Below are 17,533 nucleotides of genomic sequence, written 5' to 3'. Positions count from 1 at the left end.
AAGCAACCGAACGAAATCGGACCAGATTAATCTGGTAGGCGAGGGCACCACCTTCGAGGGCACCTTACACGCCGAAAACGATGTGCGCGCCAGTGGACGCATCATCGGAACGATGCGAGTAGACGGACGCGCCATTATTGCCGAAAGTGGAGGGGTGGAAGGCGAGATCATTGCGACTAACGCCGACATTGCCGGCCATGTGCAAGGCGAACTTCGCATCGCTGAGCGGCTCGTCCTCAAAAGTACGGCTCGCATCGACGGAGACATCCACACGAAGCGGCTTGTTGTAGAGGAAGGCGCACGCTTTACAGGTCAATGTGTCATGGGAGACGATGCGTCTTCGGATGCCGCTTCTAAGACTGAAACTGATGCCCGCGCCGACCGCGCGTCCACTGCGTCAAAGTCATCAGCCAAGGATACTGCGTCTGCCGATGCCGCTTCCGACACGGCTTCCTCGTAACTCCCTATCGCTTTCTGATTCAGCGCTCCCGTGGCTACCGATTCCGACGCTCCGCCTCCAGAAAACGACTCGTGGCGGTCGACCTTCCAAAAGGTTGGACGCGACGTGATGCCATATGCTGACCTGGGCCTGCGCCTCCTGAGCGCTGCAGCGGGCCCGCCGTTGCTGGGGGTATTTTTCGATGCAAAACTGAACACTGCACCATGGGGACTGGTCGTTGGCGCTGTTATCGGACTTACAGGAGCTGGGTACATCTTGGTCGAACTCTACCATGCTCCGCCTCCCTCTCAACAATAGTACACGGAGCGAAGCGAAATTGCTGAATACGGCAGCGCCTCTATTCAATTCACAGCACTTCCTTCAGAAACCGCCCGGTGTGGCTGGTGGGATGCGCAGCGACTTCCTCGGGCGTGCCGGTGATGACTACCTCTCCCCCTTCAGCACCGCCTTCGGGGCCCAGATCGATGACATGGTCGGCGTACTTGATGACATCCAGATTGTGCTCTACGATCAGCACCGAGTGCCCGTGCTCCACCAGTTGATCGAACGCGTTTAGCAGCTTGCGGATGTCGTCGAAATGCAACCCGGTGGTGGGCTCATCGAAGATGTAGAGCATGCGGTCGGAGTGACGTCCGCCCAGGTGCGAGGCCAGCTTTATGCGCTGTGCTTCGCCGCCGCTAAGCGTGGTGGAGGGCTGTCCCAGCGACAGGTAGCCCAGCCCGATGTCTTGCAGCACATCGAGCTTGTTGGTCACCGAGCGCTCGCCCTCGAAGAAGTCGGCGGCTTCGTCTACCGTCATGTTCAGCACGTCGGCAATGTTTTTCCCGTTGTACGTCACGTTCAGCACCTCCTGCTTGTAGCGCTGGCCGTTGCACGCCTCGCACTCCAGGTAGATGTCGGCCAGAAACTGCATCTCGACCTTGACCACCCCTTCACCCTTGCACGACTCGCAGCGTCCGCCCGCGACGTTGAAGCTAAAGAAGCCGGGGTCGTAGCCATGAATCTGCGCTTGCCGCGTCTGCGAAAAGAGCTTGCGGATGCCGTCGAACGCGCCGGTATAGGTGGCTGGATTCGAGCGCGGCGTGCGCCCAATCGATTGCTGGTCGACCATCTCCACACCATCAACAAGCACGTGTCCGCGAATGTCGTCGTGAGCGCCCACGCTGCCGTCGCCGCTGCCGCCTTTGAGGCGGTGCAGCCCTTCGTAAAGCGTCTGCTGAATGAGCGTGGACTTGCCCGAGCCCGACACTCCCGTAACGCACACAATGCCGTCGAGCGGAATCTCAACGTCGATGTGCTTCAGATTGTGCTGTCGCGCGTTGGTGATGGTGAGCATGCGGTCGGGATCCGCAGGGCGCCGCTCATCTGGAATGGGGATGGCGGTGCGGCCGCTTAGATACTGGCCCGTGAGCGATTCCTCGTCGTTTACGATCTCGCTGTACGATCCCTGAAACACGACCTCGCCCCCAAACTGGCCCGAGGCGGGGCCCATGTCGATAAGATGATCCGCCGCCTCCATCGTAACCGGGTCGTGCTCCACCACCAGCACGGTATTGCCCAGGTCGCACAGGCGATGCAAGATGCCCACGAGGCGATCGTTGTCGCGCGGGTGCAGCCCAATGGTCGGCTCGTCGAGCACGTAGAGCGAGCCGACAAGCGAAGAGCCCAGCGAGGTGGACAGATTGATGCGCTGGCTCTCGCCGCCGCTGAGTGTTTGAGCGAGCCGGTCGAACGTGAGGTAGTCGAGCCCCACATCCACCAGGTACTTGGTGCGGGTGCGCAACTCTTCAAGAACCCGCCCGGCAACTTCCTCTTCGTGGTCGGAGAGCTCGACATCCTGAAAGAAGTCGAGCGCCTCGCGGGTGGTCATTGCGCACACCTCACCGATATGCGTGTCGTTGATCTTGACGTAGTACGCGTCTTCGCGCAGCCGATAGCCGTTGCACTCCGGGCAGGTGGAGTAGCCACGGAAGCGCGCGCGGAAGATGCGGTGGTGCGTCTTGTAGGAGCGCTCATTTAGAAACTCAAAGAAGCCGTTGAGGCCAATGTACTCGTCTTGGCCATCCCAGATGATGTCGAGCTCCCAGTCGTCGAGCTCACGGTACGGGCAGTCGATATCGATTCCGGTTTCGGCGGCTACACGGATGAGCTTGCGGAAGTGCTTGCTCCACTTGTCCGTGCGAAACGGTGCGAGTGCGCCCTCACGAATGGACAGCCCCTTGTTGGGCACGATCAGATCGGGGTCGAGCCCGGGCACACGGCCAAAGCCCTGGCACTCGGGACAGGCGCCCACCGGACTGTTAAAGCTGAACATGAGGGGCGTGGGCTCTTCGAACTGCATGCCGTCACGTTCGAAGCGCGCGCTGAAGTGCAGTTGCGGCGCGGGTCCGTCGGCATCGTCACCACGGCGGCGCGCCACCTGCACCACGCAGCGTCCGTTGCCCACGTCGAACGCCTGCTCGACCGACTCCGCCACACGGGTGCGGGTGGAAGCGTCGCCCCGTTTCACCTTGAGTCGGTCAACGAGGACGAGTAGGCGCTTGCGCCCATAGTTGTTCACCTTGCTGGGTGGTGTGTCGTTGAGGTCCAGCACGTCGGGCTGCTCGCCACGTTCAGCCTGCTTCTCCGTAGGCAGCAGCAGGATGCGAAAGAACCCGCGCTCGCGCAGGCTCTTCAACTCATCCCGCAGGGCGCGGCTGCGGTCGGGTACGGGGCAGCACAAGTAATAGCGCGTGCCGTCGTCCAGCTCCTCTTCAATCGAAAGCGCCACGCTTCGCGGTGTGTCTTTGGTGACGGGCCGCCCGCTCACCGGCGAGATCGTGGTGCCGATACGTGCGTACAAGAGCCGCAGGTGGTCGTATACCTCCGTCTGCGTAGCGACCGTCGAGCGCGGGTTGTTTGCCGTAGTCTTCTGCTCGATGGCAATGGCCGGAGCCAGACCGGTAATCAGGTCGGCATCCGGCTTGTCCATACGCTCCAGGAACTGGCGGGCGTAGGCGCTGAGGCTTTCTACGTAGCGGCGCTGCCCCTCGGCATAGATCGTATCAAAAGCCAGGCTCGACTTTCCAGATCCCGACGGCCCCGTGACTACCGTCAGCGTTTCGCGGGGCACATCCAGGTCAATGTCTTTCAGGTTGTGCTGCCGTGCCCCACGCACCACGATGTGCGTACGAGCTTTTTCGCGCGCCTCAGCCGAGGCGTTGGCAATGACGGGATCTTGAGGAGGCGCTGTATCGAGCGTTTTGGTCATAGGGGAGGCGACAGCGTTAGAACGAGGCAACAGGCGAACATCAACATAGAACCAATCGTCCACCCGGTAAGATGCGCCGCGTATCCGCCACAGGCTTGACGGACTCGTAATGATGATGCATCTACCAAAGCGATGTGCTACGCGTTGTCTGACGTCGGGCCTTCGGCGGGAGCCGTCTGCCCAGAGGCATCATCAGATGGGTCGTCATCGGTGGTTTCTGCATCGCGTTCGTCAGATGCAGGGTTGCTCCCCAGAAGAAGGGTGGGAGCAGGGGGAGATACATCGTTTCCAGCATGCCCATCCGAGGCCGACGACACATCGGGGTCGTAGTCTTCAGAGGGCAGGGGATCGGGCGCATCGGGAGCAACGGGAAGCGCTCCAGAGGGCAGGACCTCGGCCAGTTGCTCCGACAGATGCTCCAGCATCTGATTCAGGGCATGCTCGTGTTCACGGGCAGCCTCGACCTGTTCCCGCATCTGATCTAACTCGTCGCGCAGGTCGTTCAGTTCTTCGGCCATCGCCAGCGCGGTAATGACCGAGGTGGTAAGATCAGCCTGCTCGGGGTGGGCATCCTTAAATGCCTCCATGCGTGCATTGATTTGCGCAGCCAGGTGGCGCGTCGTTTTTTCCTCGCCTTCGCGCACGCGAAGGGCATACTCACGCCCTATAATGTGTACGCGAATCGGTTTCATATCGTCGGTAGCCATAACCAGAGGGGGTTATGCAGAAGGGGAGGTATCGGCTGCCGAGTCAGGATCGGGTAAGTTCTCCAACAGCACATCAATGGTTTCGATGTAAGCATCCAGGTTCTCGGCAAGCGTATCGGCGTCGGCTTCTTCAAGAGGCAGCACAAGCGCCGATTCAGGGATTTCGGGGCGCTGTTCCAACTCGGCGACACGCGCCCGCAAGCGCTCGTTCTCGGCCTGTAGGGTCTTCAATTGTTTCGAGGCGGCCTCAATCTGGACAATTAACATCTGTACGGTAGGACGAAGCCCATCGGGGACGGCACTAAGTGCCGTGCGGGATTCAGAAGTACCATTGGACGTAGACGAATCAGACTCGGCAGTCATGGCATGTGGGGCCAAAAGCCGCTGGTCACAAAGCACGGGGCATGAAGCACGATCCACATCATGCCGTGTCATGTACAGACATGATGCGACGTGTTCAATTTAAAAGCAACAATGTACCTTTACGTTTAATTGCAACGGATGTGCCGCATATGCAAAAAAGCCGTAAATAGCCGTCCAAACAGAGCGGGTCTTCCTAACTGATGGTTCATCTGATAAAAACATTGTCGTGGGCGAACAGCCCCCTGTCCGGCCATGTCAGCAGTACGAGACGGCCCAAACACAAGACCCAGGAAAGCTACCATCATTTGAAACTGAGCCTCTCTACCCGATAGGAACTACCACATCAGGATTGCACCGTATCTACCATTAGAGTTATTGCTCCCGTAGCGTGGCATGGTGCTGGTTCGCCAAGGCGGCAGTCACCTGATTTATACAATGGTCAATTTCTTCGTCGGTCAGGGTGTGGTCAGACGCCAATCGCATCGACAGGGCTACGCTCTGTTTGCCGTTGGGGATGCCTTTGCCTTCGTACAGGTCAAACATCTCGACATGTTTCACGAGCGGAGCACCCGCGTCTTTTGCAGTGTCGAGTAGTGGGCCCACGGGCGCTGCGGCATCTATCAGCACAGCCAGGTCGCGCTCTACCACAGGCACCCGGGGCACCGGCGTGTAGCCGGGCTGCGTATCCACCACGCCAACAACAGCTGCCCAGTCGAGCTCGGCTATGAGCACAGCCTCGGTCAGGTCATAGTGAGTGGCGGTGTCCGGGTGGATGCAAGACAGTGTGCCCAGCGCCACACCATCGGCGGCAATGTCGAGGGCGTACGCCACGTAGCCCGGCGTGTCCGTTGATGGCGCAAACTCGGCTTCAGCCCCAAGAGCACGTAACAGATCGGCCACGGTGCCCTTTAGGTCGTACACGTCGGTACTGCGCGCGGCCCGGTCCCAGTGGCGCGGTGCGTGCGTACCGGTGGCGGCGATCAGGAGGGCTTCGTGTTCTGCGGTACCCGGCACCTGCGTGGTTTCGTCGGCAGTGGCTCGGCGCATCACCCGGCCAAACTCGAACAGCCGGATCGCGTCGTGGCCGTGATTGTGGTTGTGCTGTAGCACACAAAGTGCACCCGGCAACAGGCGCGGACGCAGCGCAGCCATCTCGCGCGAGATGGGGTTGCGTGTCTCTACAACCGGCGTGTCGTGCGGATTGAACTGCTCGGCTACCTCCAGCGGAAGCATGCTGTTCGTGTAGATCTCGCGGAAGCCGGCCCCGCGCAGCAACTGACGAGCTTCGTTGCGGTGCCCGCGCTCGCTGCCGGACAAGTCGGCTACACGTGCGGGGATCTGGATGCGTTCGGGACGCGGAATGCGGTCGTAGCCGTGCAGGCGCGCCACTTCTTCGATCAGGTCTTCTTCGATCGCCAGGTCGGGGCGCCAGGTCGGCAGCGTGCACCGGAGCCCATCGCCCATGGGCTTGGCGGCAATGCCAATGGATTCGAGATGCGCCTGCATATCCGCCTGTGCAAGGTCAGTGCCCAGAAGGGTGTTGGCGCGCTCAGGGCGCAGCGTAACGGTGCGCGGCTCCGGCGGATTGGGGTGGACGTCGATCATGCCGTCAACCCGGGTGCCTCCTGCCAACTCTACCATGAGGTCGGCGGCACGGGCGGCTGCCCACACCTGGCCCTCGCGGTCTACGCCACGCTCAAACCGGTACGACGAGTCGGTCTGCAATGCCAGAGCTTTCGCGGTACGGCGAATGTGCGACGGATCGAAGTAGGCGCTCTCGATGAGCACGGTTGTCGTGTTGTCGGTGACCTCCGTATCCGCCCCGCCCATAACGCCCGCAATGGCCACAGGGCGGTCTGCATCTTGAATGAAGAGTGTGCCAGCCGGGCAGGTGCGCTCCTGGTCGTCGAGCGTGGTGAAGGCGGTTTCTTCGGGTGCCGTGTCAACATGAATCGCATTGCCCTGCAGCGTGTCGGCATCGAAGGCGTGCAGCGGCTGACCGCACTCGTGCAGCACGAAGTTGGTGATATCCACGATTACGTTGCGCGGGCGCAACCCAATGCGCTCCAGGCGCTGCTGTAGCCATGTGGGGGATGGACCCACTTCCACATCCTCAACACAGAGCGCTACGTAACGCGGGCAGGCTTCTGCATCTGCAATCGATACGCTGAACCGTTCAGCTACGGGGCCGCCCTCTTCGGGCAGGTCTACGTTGGGACGATGCAGCGGCGCGCCAGTCAGGGCCGACAGATCGCGCGCAATGCCAAAGTGACTGGCAGCGTCGGCGCGGTTGGGCGTCAGGTCAATGTCGAGCACCGTGTCGGTCGGCGCAATGTTATGCGCTTGCAAATACTCCACGAAGGGCATACCCACCGGGGCGTCGTCGTCAAGCACCATAATGCCGCTGGCGTCGCTGGTCAGGCCCAGCTCATGCGCCGAGCAGATCATGCCGTTCGAGCGTTCACCGCGAATGGCACGAGCCTCCAGCGTAATGGACTGTCGTTCGTCCCCCCCTTTTTCAGTAGGAAGTTGAAGCCTGGTATCCACCGGCGCTACAGGTACGCGTTGTTCGGCTGCTACGTTAGGGGCCCCGCATACAATTTGCACAGACTCGCCAGGGCCCATATCCACATCACAGAGCACAAGGCGGTCGGCATTCGGATGCGCACGCACCGCCTCTATGCGACCAACCACAACATTGTCGAGCGGCTGGCCAACATGCGCGATGCCATCCACCTCAAGACCTGCCATAGTGAGCAGGTCGGCAATGGTATGAGCATCGGCCTGGGGGGCAGTGTACGAACGGAGCCACTGGATGGAGCAGTCCATGAAGCGAGGGGGGCATTGTGCAAGAAACGGTTCAGGGGGGATGCGGAGCAGGGCGCACCGTGCTAAAACTGACGCAGAAAGCGCAAGTCGTTCTCGTAAAACACGCGGATGTCATCGATGCCATGCTTAAGCATCGTCATGCGTTCTACGCCCATACCGACTGCGTAGCCGCTGTACTGCTCCGGATCCACATCAACGGCGCGCAGCACGTTGGGGTGCACCATGCCACAGCCCAGAATTTCGAGCCAGCGCCCGCCATCTTCGTGGTCGGGGTCGGCCCACCAGATGTCGACTTCAGCGCTGGGTTCGGTGAACGGGAAGTAGCTCGGGCGGAAGCGCAGGCGTACATCCTCTCCAAAGAGCGCTTGCGCCAGTTGGTAGAGCACCTGCTTCAGATCGGCCATCGACACATCCGCATCCACATACAGCAGCTCGACCTGATGGAAGAGACAGAACGACTTGTACGAGATGGCTTCGTTGCGGTAGACGCGCCCTGGCACCATCACGCGCACCGGCGGCTCGGTAGCTTGGAGCACACGGATCTGTCCGGGCGAGGTGTGGGTGCGCAAGAGCGTGGGGGCATCGGGCGGGGCATCCTTCACGAAGAAGGTATCCTGCATGTCGCGCGCCGGGTGGTCGGGGGGGAAATTGAGCGCGGTGAAGTTATGCCAGTCGGTTTCGACCTCGGGGCCTTCGTACGTGGCAAACCCCAGACGCTCCAGAATGTGCAGGATCTCGTTGAGCGTCTGCGTCAGCGGATGTAGCGAGCCGGGATGATGGCGGCGTCCGGGTAGCGTGAGGTCGAGGTCGGTGCCCGTGTCAGCAGCGTCTTCGGCGCTGAGGCGTTCGCGCGCGGCATCGAGCTTCGCCTGCGCATCCGCCTTAAGCGCATTGAGGCGGCGGCCAAAGTCGGGGCGCTCCTCGGGGGGCTGCTGGCCGATCTGGCTGAAGAGGTCGGGAATCGCACCCTGGTTGCGGCCCAGGTACCTGATGCGAAAGGCCTCGGCCTCTTCCTCGGTGGTGATGGTTTCGGCTTCGAGTTCGGCGCGGAGCGCGGCGATAGGGTCGGCCATGGGAACGGCGGATTGGCAGGAGCGGGGCGGATGCGGACGGGGCTACGGGGGCACGCTACGGTGTGCACTGAGCACCATAAGGGTGCAGCGCGCCACATAGAAAATCCCGCCAGACCTGCTGGGGGGCAGCAGCGGCGGGATGGAACGTCATGCAATGGAGCCTCCGAAGGCATTGCGGGCGACCTTCGCAGGCAGGGGGTTACGCCTGCTCCATCACATGATCAACGACGTGCGAAAACGCCTCAGGATCGTGCACAGCCAAATCGGCCAGCACTTTGCGGTTCATGTCGAGGTCCGCCTTGCGGTACGCACCCATGAACTGCGAGTAGCTCACGCCCTGCTGGCGCGTAGCTGCATTGATGCGGGTAATCCACAGCTTGCGGAAATTGCGCTTGCGCTGGCGCCGATCGCGGTAGGCGTACTGCAGGGCCTTTTCGACTGAGTGCTTGGCGGAGCTGTACGTTTTGCTCCGACGGCCCCAGTAGCCTTTGGCCATGTTCAATATTTTCTTACGACGCCGCCGAGTTTGCGGCTTGTTAGTTGCGCGTGGCATGGTGGATTTTGGGTAACAGGTGGAGGGAGGAAGCAGGACGTCTTAGAGCACACTCGCTCCGCACATCAACTGGGTGCACAAGAGTACAGGCGCACAGGCATGCCTGAGTCAGGCATGCCGAACCAGTGCGTTTGCGCAGATGAGGCTGCACAGACTCTGTTAGTCGTTTAGCATCTGTTTGATGCGCTTTTCCTGCGTTTTGTCAACGGTCGTGTCTTTGCGGAGCTGGCGCTTGGTCTTGGGCGACTTCTTGGTCAGAATGTGACGCCGCCCGGCTTTTTTGCGCTTCACTTTGCCGCTTCCGGTTTTCTTGAAGCGTTTGCTGGCACCGCTGTGCGATTTCATCTTCGGCATAGGAGGAGAAGGCTATCGGTTCAAAGAGCGCGTAAGTCAGACGACATCGCCTGCCAAAAAGGGAACCCATGACAGAACGGACGTGCATGAATGGACACGCCCCGGCCTGCGTTCCAGGCTGGGGCGTGTCTTGAAACGTGACTTTTGCAAAAAGTGGATGAGGGCGCTCGTAAGCGGGGGCGTACGCATCAACGAGGGGCAGCGCGCCCGGCGATTGCGCCGAGGGGCTACTTATTCTTTTTGTGCGGAGCCAGGATGGTGGTCATCCGGCGGCCTTCCATCTGCGGAGCCTGGTCGATACGGGCCAGGTCTTGCAAGTCTTCAATGAGACGACGCAGCAGGTCCATGCCCTGATCTTTGTAGATGATGTCGCGTCCGCGAAACTGAACGTAGGCTTTCACCTTATTGCCATCTTCCAAGAAGTCGCGGGCATGGTTCTTCTTGAACTCGTAGTCGTGGTCGTCGGTGCGCGGACGAAACCGAAGTTCCTTCATCTGCATCGACTTCGAGCGTTTCCGCTGCCGCTTCTCTTGCTTCTGCTGCTTGTAGCGGTACTTGCCATAGTCGATGATCTTGCAGACCGGCGGATCGGCCTCCGGGGCAATCTCAACGAGATCAAGTTCATGCTCGCGAGCGCGCTCCAGGGCCGTGTCCAGGTCCACCACATCGTGTTCGCCATCGGGTTGGACCACCCGCACGGTGTCTGAACGGATCTCTCTGTTTACGCGAACTTTATCAGCTTTAGCGATAGTAGGTTTGGGGTTTGTTCAGGAATAGTTGCGTGATTTACGGGCAGATTCGCACGCACCGTGCCAACAACGGGTTCCATTTCTGAACGCCGTTGCTTCGTTTTGAGAGAAGGGCAGTTGACGCGAGCGGATGCCGCACAGCATCCGTTCTTCAACGCCCGACTTCGAGGGCGCGTAGACGTTTTGCTATGACCAGGCGGCCTCGCGCTCGGATTGCATCTTTTCAATAAAGGCCTGTACCGAAATCACATCTTGCTGCCCGTCGCCGTGAGCACGCACGGCTACCGTGCCCGCTTCTTCTTCGCGTCCGCCCACCACGAGCATGTACGGAATCTTCTGCGTCTCGGCCTCGCGAATCTTGTAGCCTACGGTGTCGTCGCTCGCATCGACCTTAACGCGCAGGTCAGCATCGCGTAGCTGCGTGGCCACGTCTTGCGCGTAGGCGTTGAAGTCGGATCCCACCGGAATGACCATCGCCTGCACGGGCGCGAGCCACGATGGAAAGTTGCCACCACAGTGCTCAATCAGAACGCCGATGAAGCGCTCCAGCGAGCCAAACGGGGCGCGGTGAATCATAACGGGCCGCTGGCGCTCATCCTCCGCATCCACATACGTAAGATCGAAGCGCTCGGGCAGGTTGTAATCGACCTGGATGGTGCCCAGTTGCCACTCGCGGCCCAGCGCGTCTTCGACCATGAAGTCAAGCTTGGGTCCGTAAAAGGCCGCCTCTCCAGTTTTTTCGACCGTGTCAAGGTTCATCTCTTCAGCAGCTTCGCGGATGGCCTGCTCGGCCTGTGTCCAGAGTGCATCGTCGCCCACGTACTTGTCGGTGTTCTGCGGATCGCGCAACGAGATCTGCGCGGTGAACTCCGTAAAGTCGAGCGCGCCCAGCACTTTGAGTGTCAGGTCAATGACGTCTTTGAACTCGGCTTTCACCTGCTCGGGCGTGCAGAAAATGTGCGCATCGTCTTGGGTGAAGCCGCGTACGCGTGTGAGTCCGCCGAGCTCGCCGCTCTGCTCGTTGCGGTACACCGTGCCAAACTCGGCAAAGCGCACGGGCAGGTCGCGGTACGAGTGCATGTCGTGCTTGTACATCATGACGTGATGCGGGCAGTTCATCGGCTTCAGGAGATAGCCGTCTTCCTCATCCCCTTCACCGCCAAAGTGCATGGGCGGGAACTGGCTGTCCTTGTAATACGGATAGTGCCCGCTTGTGCGATACAGCTTCAGGCGTCCAATGTGCGGCGACACGACGGGCTCGTAGCCGCGCTTGAGTTGCTCCTCTTTAAGCAGATCGGCCAGCGTTTCTCGGAGCGTAGCCCCTTTCGGTAGCCACATCGGCAGGCCAGGTCCTACCACGTCGGCGTTGAACGTAAACAGATTGAGCTCCTTGCCGAGCTTGCGGTGGTCGCGCTCTTTCGCCAGGCGCCGCTGCTCCAAAAATGCATCCAGCATCTTCTTCTTGGGGAAGCTGATGCCGTAGATGCGCGTGAGCTGCGGATTCGACTCGTCGCCGCGCCAGTAGGCTCCCGCTACCGACAGCAGCTTCGGATATTTGATGCGCCCGGTCGACGGGATATGCGGGCCGCGGCAGAGATCCGTAAACTGGCCCTGCTCGTAGAACGTAATTTCGCCGTCGTCGAGGTCTTCGATGAGTTCCAGCTTGTACGGATTGCCCTGGTCTTCGTAGTAGGCAAGCGCCTCATCTTTCGAGACCTCGCGCCGCTCGTACGATACATCGCGCCGGGCCAGCTCCTTCATTTTGGATTCGACCGCCTCCAAATCATCCGCCGATAGCGTCTCGTCGCCCAGGTCTACGTCGTAGTAGAAGCCGCGCTCAATGGGGGGGCCAATGGTGAACTGCACATCGGGGTACAGCGCCTGCAGCGCCTCGGCCATGAGGTGCGCCGATGAATGCCAGAACGTCTCCTTGCCCTCGTCAGCGTCCCACGTCAGAATCGCAATCTCAGCCGATTCGGTGATGGGCCGATCCAGATCTTGTACCGTGCCATTGACTTTGATGGCGAGCGCCGCACGGGCGAGTCCAGGACCAATGCTTTCAGCAATCTCACGGCCCGTTACGCCCACGTCGTACGTGCGGGTGGAGCCGTCGGGCAGCGTGATGGTGATCGAGTTGGAGGCAGCATCGGGCATAGAAGGCAAGGGGGTGAGTTAACAAACAAAAAGCGCTCCATCGCGAGGACAGAGCGCTTCAGCAAAGGCAGGCGGGCAATGTGCGCAATTAGCAAGTCGGTTGGAAGCTAAGAGCGCCTCGCAGTTAAGAACGTATGCTCATCGGCATCGCGCACCTGCCGTATCCGGCGTTCGCATAAGCGACCGAACGTAGGAGGGCAGGTAGAACATGAGCCGGGAGGTACAAGCCAGAGCATCAAACAGCATGAAACGGTGGGTCTAAGTGGACTCGAACCACTGACCTCTACGATGTCAACGTAGCGCTCTAACCAACTGAGCTATAGACCCGTGTAGGATAGACCCGTGTAGGAAGGCGGCACTCGCCACCTCGCGCCGCACAGCATACGAGCGGTGCGGGCATAGTGTCAATGCTTACCGCGGTCGGGGGATTCGACATCGGCTCAATTCATGGAAGTTTTGGCATTGCACAGAGGCCCCATTATGCGGCATGGTCAGAGGCGGTCTCTGCTTCGGTAGTTAGCTGCTCATACAGACGACGCACCTCGGCCTGCAAGGCATCGCGGTCGGCATTGTTGGGGATGACGAAGTCGGCGCGTTCGCGGATTTCGTCTTGCGGAAGCTGATGCTGCATCCGATCGCGCACGGCGCGCTCGGTGGTGTCGTCGCGCTGCATGACGCGTTGAATGCGCACGTCATCGGGGGCGGTGACTACAGCAACGTAGTCAACATGGGCGTCGCCCCCGGCTTCGAACAAAAGGGCGGCTTCGTGCACAAGCAGTTCCACACCGTCGGATTCAGCTTCAGCCTTGGCCTCCTCAAACGCATTAAACACAAGCGGATGCACAATGGCGTTGAGCTTTTCCAGCTTTGATGGATCACTGAAGACTTGTGCGGCCAAGTACGAGCGGTTCAGCTTGCCATGCTCATTGTAGCTGGTCGAGCCGAACGTATCGCGGATGAGGGCCCGCGCATCCGCATCGTTCTGCATGATGTCTTTGGCGACGTTATCGGCATAAAAGACACGCGCGCCCAGTTCTTCGAGCATGCGGCAGGCGGTGCTCTTTCCACTTCCAATGCCGCCGGTAAGGCCTAACGTAATCACAATGCAGCGCTGTTTAGAAAAAGGGGGAACGAGAAACCATCATCCGGGCGGCCATTGCAGTTGGCGTCCGCCCAGCACATGCACATGTAAATGGTACACGGTCTGCTGCCCATCGTCGCCGCAGTTGATGACCGTGCGGTAGCCATTGTCGAGCCCTTCTTGCTCGGCCACCTGGCTCGCTACGCGAAACAGATGCCCCACAAGGGCTTCGTCATCGGCGCCGACATCGTCGAGCGTCGGAATCGGCTTGCGCGGAATGACGAGGATGTGCGTGGGCGCCTGTGGGTTGATGTCGTGAAACGCAATGCACTGCTCATCCTCGTACACGATATCGGCGGGCACCTCGCCGTCGATGATCTTCTGGAAGATAGTCGGTTCGGGGTCGGATTCATTGCTCATACCGAACGGCCATTGGGGCAAAGGCAGAAACGTAGTTAGCAGCAGCAACGCGGCGTGCAGGGCACCGGAGGCTACAGCGTGTTTGCTCATATTACGTGGACGGTCACATGTTGCGTGGAACAGGCCGGTAGAACTGTAACGCTTCGGTAGGCAGAGTGAACCTTCCCTTACAGCTATGGTCTGATTGTATCCCTCGTTTTTATCCCCTGTGCGCTCAGGTGCCCACATGGGTGCTTGATGATGTTGGAGAATGCACGTGTTTTCATTGAGACTACCTGGCGTTATGCCGCCTACTGTTTACGTTACCCGCAAGACGCACTTTAACGCAGCACACCGGCTGCACAATCCCGAAAAGTCGGACGCCTGGAACGAGGATGTGTTTGGGGCCTGCAACCACCCGAACTGGCACGGCCACAACTACGAGCTGGAGGTCACCGTAGCAGGCACTCCCGATCCGGAAACCGGATACGTAATCGACCTGGGGCGGCTTAAGGCCATTTTGCACGATCGGATCATCGACAAGGTCGACCACAAGAACCTGAACCTCGATGTGGATTTTATGGAGGGCATTATTCCGTCCACCGAAAACTTCGTGGTGGCGATCTGGAACGAGTTGGAAGGCACCTTGCCCGGTGGCAGACTGCACTGCATCCGCCTGTACGAAACACCACGCAACTTCGCCGAATACCGCGGCGAGTCGTCGTAGCCCTGCGGTAGCTCCTCTATTTGCTTTTATTTTGTTTGCTTGCTTTTTGATGACTCATGGCTGAGAAAAAGATAGTGACCGACGACATCGTTGAAAACGGAACGGTGGAGGGGGATTACCCCACCCACTACGAGCGTCGCGACATGTACGACGCAGAGACGACAGACGACGTAGCAGCGCACGTTACATCCATCATCGAAAAGTTGGGGGAAGACCCTGAGCGCGAGGGACTCGTCAAAACGCCGGAGCGCGTCGCCAAGGCGTATCAGTTTCTGATGCAGGGCTACGCGCAAGACCCCAAGGCCATCCTCCGGCAAGCCATGTTTGAGGAGACCTACAACGAGATTATCTTAGTGAAAGACATCGAGGTGTACTCGCTCTGCGAGCATCACATGCTTCCGTTCTTTGGGAAGGCCCATGTCGCTTACATTCCGGATGGACATATCGTGGGCTTGAGTAAGATTCCCCGTACCGTAGAGGTCTTTGCGCGCCGCTTGCAGGTGCAAGAACGGCTCACCTTACAGATCCGGGAGGCAATCGACGAGGTGCTCCAGCCGCAGGGTACAGCCGTTGTTATTGAAGCACAGCACCTATGCATGATGATGCGCGGAGTGGAGAAACAGAACTCCTGCACTACCACCAGCGCCGTCAGTGGTGCCTTTCGCAACCACAGCACCCGCGACGAATTCATGCGTTTAGTCCGCAGCTAAGCAGTCGTACAGACTGGATGGCTGAACACGCATGCTTTCTCACTACGGCGATCCCGTTGCTATGACGATTGTTGTAACCGGCGCCAGCCAGGGCATTGGCGCAGCCATTGCTGAAGCCTTCGCCACACAGTACGACGACGCCCGCATTGCACTTGTGGCGCGCTCCACAGACAAACTCGAATCTGTGGCTGATACGTGCCGCGATCATGGGGCTACCCCGCTCGTATGTCCCACCGACGTGACCGATGACGAAGCCGTTGCGGCAATGGCGGAGCGCGTACGCAATATCTGGGGCACGCCCGATGTGGTCGTGAACAACGCTGGGGCATTTACGCCTGCGCCGCTCAGCGAACTTACCGCCGACGGCTTCCGCAGCCAGATCGATGTAAACCTGACATCAGCGTTCGTCGTCACGCAGGCTTTCTTACCATCCATGCGCGAGCGCGGCAGCGGGCATCTATTCTACACCGCGTCGGTGGCATCACTGCAAGCCTACCCGGGCAACGCCGGCTACTGCGCCAGTAAGCACGGGCTACGCGGACTGGCCCGTGTGGTCCGCGAGGAAACCAAAGACGAGGATGTACGCGTTACGACGGTCTTTCCAGGCGCTACCCACACCCCCACGTGGGATGGTGTTGACATCGACGCAGAGCGCCTCATGCCAGCTGAGGACATTGCCAACACGGTTGTGCATGCCTACGCGCTCTCCGACCGTACCGTGATGGAGGAGGTGCTGCTGCGTCCGCAACAAGGCGATGTGTAGATCGAACCCATGCCGACTGTGCGTATCATGTGGTACGCATCACGACATGAGGAGGGGCGCGTCTGCGAGCGCAGGAAACCCCGTACTTTAAACTTTAGTGCGGGGTAGTTGACGTGTTATGATGCGAGACGTTACTCAGTTGAAACGTGATGCACGTCTCTTTCATAGATGCAAAGAACGTGTGAGTGTCTGAAGCGTATACTACTTGTATAATCCTCCTTAAACTGTTTCACCACACACAACCGACTCTATTGCATCCGATTATGCCGCGTACGTCTATGACTGAACAGGCGCTGGAGCACCTGGAGCAGCTCATTATGCAAGAGATGCCGATCACCGAGCATCTGCAGTTCTCTCTGAGCCCGAAAGAAGACGGCTGTCTGTGTGCATCGGCTCCGCTCAAGCCCAACGCGAATCACATGGGCACTGCGTTCGGGGGGAGCCTTAGCATGCTGGCGACCGTTACGGGCTGGGCGATGATGCATCAGCTGGTCGATAACATGAAGCAGCAGGTGGAGGTGATCATTCAGGAGAGTGACATTGAGTACCTGAAGCCGGTCTGCGAGAACATTTCTGTAGTCTGTGAGCGCCCCAATGAGGACGCGCTCGACCGCTTCCAGGCGATGCTCGACCGCTGGGGGCGTGCCCGCCTCGACCTGAAGTGCAAAATCGAAGCCGCAGGCGAGTGTGCGTTTACCTTTATGGGCCGCTACGTGGCCCTGGCCGACGAGGAGAGCGACAGCACACCTGCTCCCGCGGCACTTACGCCGGCAGGGATTGCTGAAGAGTAGGCACTTGTTGCACCGGCACGTAGTGCTGTGTCAATCCTCATTTTGATAGTTGCTCTGCAATCATCCTCCCACGAAGCCTGTCATGGTGAGCGCAGTCGAACCATCTCCTCGGGGCCTGGTAACGCCAGATGGACAGGAGGCCCCTGCCAACCTCCAGGGAGATCTTTATTCACTGCGTTCATCAGTCGCTTCGCTCGTGTCAGGACTTCTACTCAGGACTCCTACCGACAACTGTCGGTATCCGCAGTCAAGATGACATGATGTAAACGGGGCATGTTGTAACCCACACATTGACCGTTGACACTATAGTAGTTCCGTGTCACACGTCAATGGTTGGGTAGCTCACGCGAATGATTGTCATGGAAGTCTACAAGAGATCCCGGATCAGCGGCGCCAGGGGCGCCTTGCCTGTCCTGAACTCGATTCAGGATCTGGATGACTATAAAATGGGAGTCCATGCGTTACCCCATGAATCATCTGTGACACGGCAATAGTGCTGTGTCACACGTCAATGGTTGGGTTGCGCGGGCGAGTGATTGCCATGGAAGATCACAAAAGATCCCGGATCAG

The 17,533-nt window shown here is 59.4% G+C and carries 17 protein-coding genes and 1 tRNA gene; 6 read left to right on the top strand and 12 right to left on the bottom strand.

What is annotated here, in order from left to right:
* Together R6U20_RS03395 and R6U20_RS03390 are read left to right on the top strand one after the other, a co-directional pair.
* Positions 1-460 (top strand): polymer-forming cytoskeletal protein (locus tag R6U20_RS03395; protein WP_410336459.1); only part of this gene is annotated, 460 nt, incomplete at its 5' end.
* 30 nt (positions 461-490) lie between these two features.
* Positions 491-757 carry a hypothetical protein gene (locus R6U20_RS03390; RefSeq protein ID WP_410336458.1) on the top strand — a complete coding sequence of 89 codons (267 nt, stop codon included), beginning with the start codon at positions 491-493 and terminating at the stop codon, positions 755-757.
* 49 nt (positions 758-806) lie between these two features.
* Here the strand turns inward: R6U20_RS03390 and uvrA are convergent, their stop codons facing one another.
* The 12 genes from uvrA to R6U20_RS03330 form a co-directional block, all read right to left on the bottom strand.
* Positions 807-3,710 (bottom strand): excinuclease ABC subunit UvrA, encoded by a 2,904-nt coding sequence (gene uvrA, locus R6U20_RS03385; RefSeq protein ID WP_410336457.1) that lies wholly within the window; start codon positions 3,708-3,710, stop codon positions 807-809.
* 137 nt (positions 3,711-3,847) lie between these two features.
* Positions 3,848-4,417: a cell division protein ZapA gene (gene zapA / locus R6U20_RS03380; RefSeq protein WP_410336456.1), complete on the bottom strand. Its 570-nt coding sequence runs from the start codon at positions 4,415-4,417 to the stop codon at positions 3,848-3,850.
* Positions 4,418-4,429: 12 nt separating this feature from the next.
* Entirely contained in the window at positions 4,430-4,780 is a 351-nt protein-coding gene (locus R6U20_RS03375) for a hypothetical protein (protein ID WP_410336455.1), read from the bottom strand.
* A gap of 372 nt (positions 4,781-5,152) precedes the next feature.
* On the bottom strand, positions 5,153-7,609 hold the full coding sequence (gene pheT, locus R6U20_RS03370) for a phenylalanine--tRNA ligase subunit beta (protein ID WP_410336454.1): 2,457 nt from the start codon (positions 7,607-7,609) through the stop codon (positions 5,153-5,155).
* A gap of 62 nt (positions 7,610-7,671) precedes the next feature.
* Positions 7,672-8,682 carry a phenylalanine--tRNA ligase subunit alpha gene (gene pheS, locus R6U20_RS03365; RefSeq protein ID WP_410336453.1) on the bottom strand — a complete coding sequence of 337 codons (1,011 nt, stop codon included), beginning with the start codon at positions 8,680-8,682 and terminating at the stop codon, positions 7,672-7,674.
* Positions 8,683-8,881: 199 nt separating this feature from the next.
* Positions 8,882-9,235, bottom strand: coding sequence for a 50S ribosomal protein L20 (gene rplT / locus R6U20_RS03360; protein ID WP_410336452.1), 354 nt, complete (start codon positions 9,233-9,235; stop codon positions 8,882-8,884).
* A gap of 159 nt (positions 9,236-9,394) precedes the next feature.
* On the bottom strand, positions 9,395-9,589 hold the full coding sequence (gene rpmI, locus R6U20_RS03355) for a 50S ribosomal protein L35 (protein ID WP_410336451.1): 195 nt from the start codon (positions 9,587-9,589) through the stop codon (positions 9,395-9,397).
* A 227-nt stretch (positions 9,590-9,816) separates the two neighbouring features.
* Positions 9,817-10,338: a translation initiation factor IF-3 gene (gene infC, locus R6U20_RS03350; RefSeq protein WP_410336462.1), complete on the bottom strand. Its 522-nt coding sequence runs from the start codon at positions 10,336-10,338 to the stop codon at positions 9,817-9,819.
* A 186-nt stretch (positions 10,339-10,524) separates the two neighbouring features.
* The gene (thrS, locus tag R6U20_RS03345; RefSeq protein ID WP_410336450.1) at positions 10,525-12,492 is read right to left on the bottom strand and encodes a threonine--tRNA ligase; all 1,968 of its coding nucleotides are present in this window, start codon (positions 12,490-12,492) and stop codon (positions 10,525-10,527) included.
* Between the two features lie 253 nt (positions 12,493-12,745).
* Positions 12,746-12,819: transfer RNA gene (locus R6U20_RS03340), tRNA-Val, on the bottom strand.
* Positions 12,820-12,970: 151 nt separating this feature from the next.
* A complete protein-coding gene (gene coaE / locus R6U20_RS03335; protein ID WP_410336449.1) occupies positions 12,971-13,594 on the bottom strand; it encodes a dephospho-CoA kinase in 624 nt (207 codons plus the stop codon).
* A 39-nt stretch (positions 13,595-13,633) separates the two neighbouring features.
* Positions 13,634-13,993 (bottom strand): histidine triad nucleotide-binding protein, encoded by a 360-nt coding sequence (locus R6U20_RS03330; protein WP_410336461.1) that lies wholly within the window; start codon positions 13,991-13,993, stop codon positions 13,634-13,636.
* Between the two features lie 283 nt (positions 13,994-14,276).
* Here R6U20_RS03330 and R6U20_RS03325 point away from each other — a divergent pair, with 283 nt between their 5' ends.
* The 4 genes from R6U20_RS03325 (at position 14,277) to R6U20_RS03310 (ending at position 16,963) form a co-directional block, all read left to right on the top strand.
* Positions 14,277-14,699 carry a 6-pyruvoyl trahydropterin synthase family protein gene (locus R6U20_RS03325; protein ID WP_410336448.1) on the top strand — a complete coding sequence of 141 codons (423 nt, stop codon included), beginning with the start codon at positions 14,277-14,279 and terminating at the stop codon, positions 14,697-14,699.
* Between the two features lie 143 nt (positions 14,700-14,842).
* Positions 14,843-15,409, top strand: a complete 567-nt coding sequence (folE, locus tag R6U20_RS03320; protein WP_410336460.1) for a GTP cyclohydrolase I FolE — start codon at positions 14,843-14,845, stop codon at positions 15,407-15,409.
* 61 nt (positions 15,410-15,470) lie between these two features.
* Entirely contained in the window at positions 15,471-16,172 is a 702-nt protein-coding gene (locus R6U20_RS03315) for an SDR family oxidoreductase (protein ID WP_410336447.1), read from the top strand.
* 263 nt (positions 16,173-16,435) lie between these two features.
* Positions 16,436-16,963: a YiiD C-terminal domain-containing protein gene (locus R6U20_RS03310; RefSeq protein WP_410336446.1), complete on the top strand. Its 528-nt coding sequence runs from the start codon at positions 16,436-16,438 to the stop codon at positions 16,961-16,963.
* Positions 16,964-17,533 lie beyond the last annotated feature (570 nt).

The organism is Longimonas sp., assembly GCF_046498435.1.
Taxonomy (GTDB): Bacteria; Bacteroidota; Rhodothermia; order Rhodothermales; family Salinibacteraceae; genus Longimonas.
Note: the sequence above shows the minus strand (reverse complement) of the source record. Positions and strands in the feature narration are given on the sequence as shown.

Excerpts from the sequence above, each read along its gene's own strand:
- uvrA (WP_410336457.1), bottom strand. The coding sequence starts at position 3,710 with ATGACCAAAACGCTCGATACAGCGCCTCCTCAAGATCCCGTCATTGCC.
- zapA (WP_410336456.1), bottom strand. The coding sequence starts at position 4,417 with ATGGCTACCGACGATATGAAACCGATTCGCGTACACATTATAGGGCGT.
- R6U20_RS03375 (WP_410336455.1), bottom strand. The coding sequence starts at position 4,780 with ATGACTGCCGAGTCTGATTCGTCTACGTCCAATGGTACTTCTGAATCC.
- pheT (WP_410336454.1), bottom strand. The coding sequence starts at position 7,609 with ATGGACTGCTCCATCCAGTGGCTCCGTTCGTACACTGCCCCCCAGGCC.
- pheS (WP_410336453.1), bottom strand. The coding sequence starts at position 8,682 with ATGGCCGACCCTATCGCCGCGCTCCGCGCCGAACTCGAAGCCGAAACC.
- rplT (WP_410336452.1), bottom strand. The coding sequence starts at position 9,235 with ATGCCACGCGCAACTAACAAGCCGCAAACTCGGCGGCGTCGTAAGAAA.
- rpmI (WP_410336451.1), bottom strand. The coding sequence starts at position 9,589 with ATGCCGAAGATGAAATCGCACAGCGGTGCCAGCAAACGCTTCAAGAAA.
- thrS (WP_410336450.1), bottom strand. The coding sequence starts at position 12,492 with ATGCCCGATGCTGCCTCCAACTCGATCACCATCACGCTGCCCGACGGC.
- R6U20_RS03330 (WP_410336461.1), bottom strand. The coding sequence starts at position 13,993 with ATGAGCAATGAATCCGACCCCGAACCGACTATCTTCCAGAAGATCATC.
- R6U20_RS03325 (WP_410336448.1), top strand. The coding sequence starts at position 14,277 with ATGCCGCCTACTGTTTACGTTACCCGCAAGACGCACTTTAACGCAGCA.
- folE (WP_410336460.1), top strand. The coding sequence starts at position 14,843 with ATGTACGACGCAGAGACGACAGACGACGTAGCAGCGCACGTTACATCC.
- R6U20_RS03315 (WP_410336447.1), top strand. The coding sequence starts at position 15,471 with ATGACGATTGTTGTAACCGGCGCCAGCCAGGGCATTGGCGCAGCCATT.
- R6U20_RS03310 (WP_410336446.1), top strand. The coding sequence starts at position 16,436 with ATGCCGCGTACGTCTATGACTGAACAGGCGCTGGAGCACCTGGAGCAG.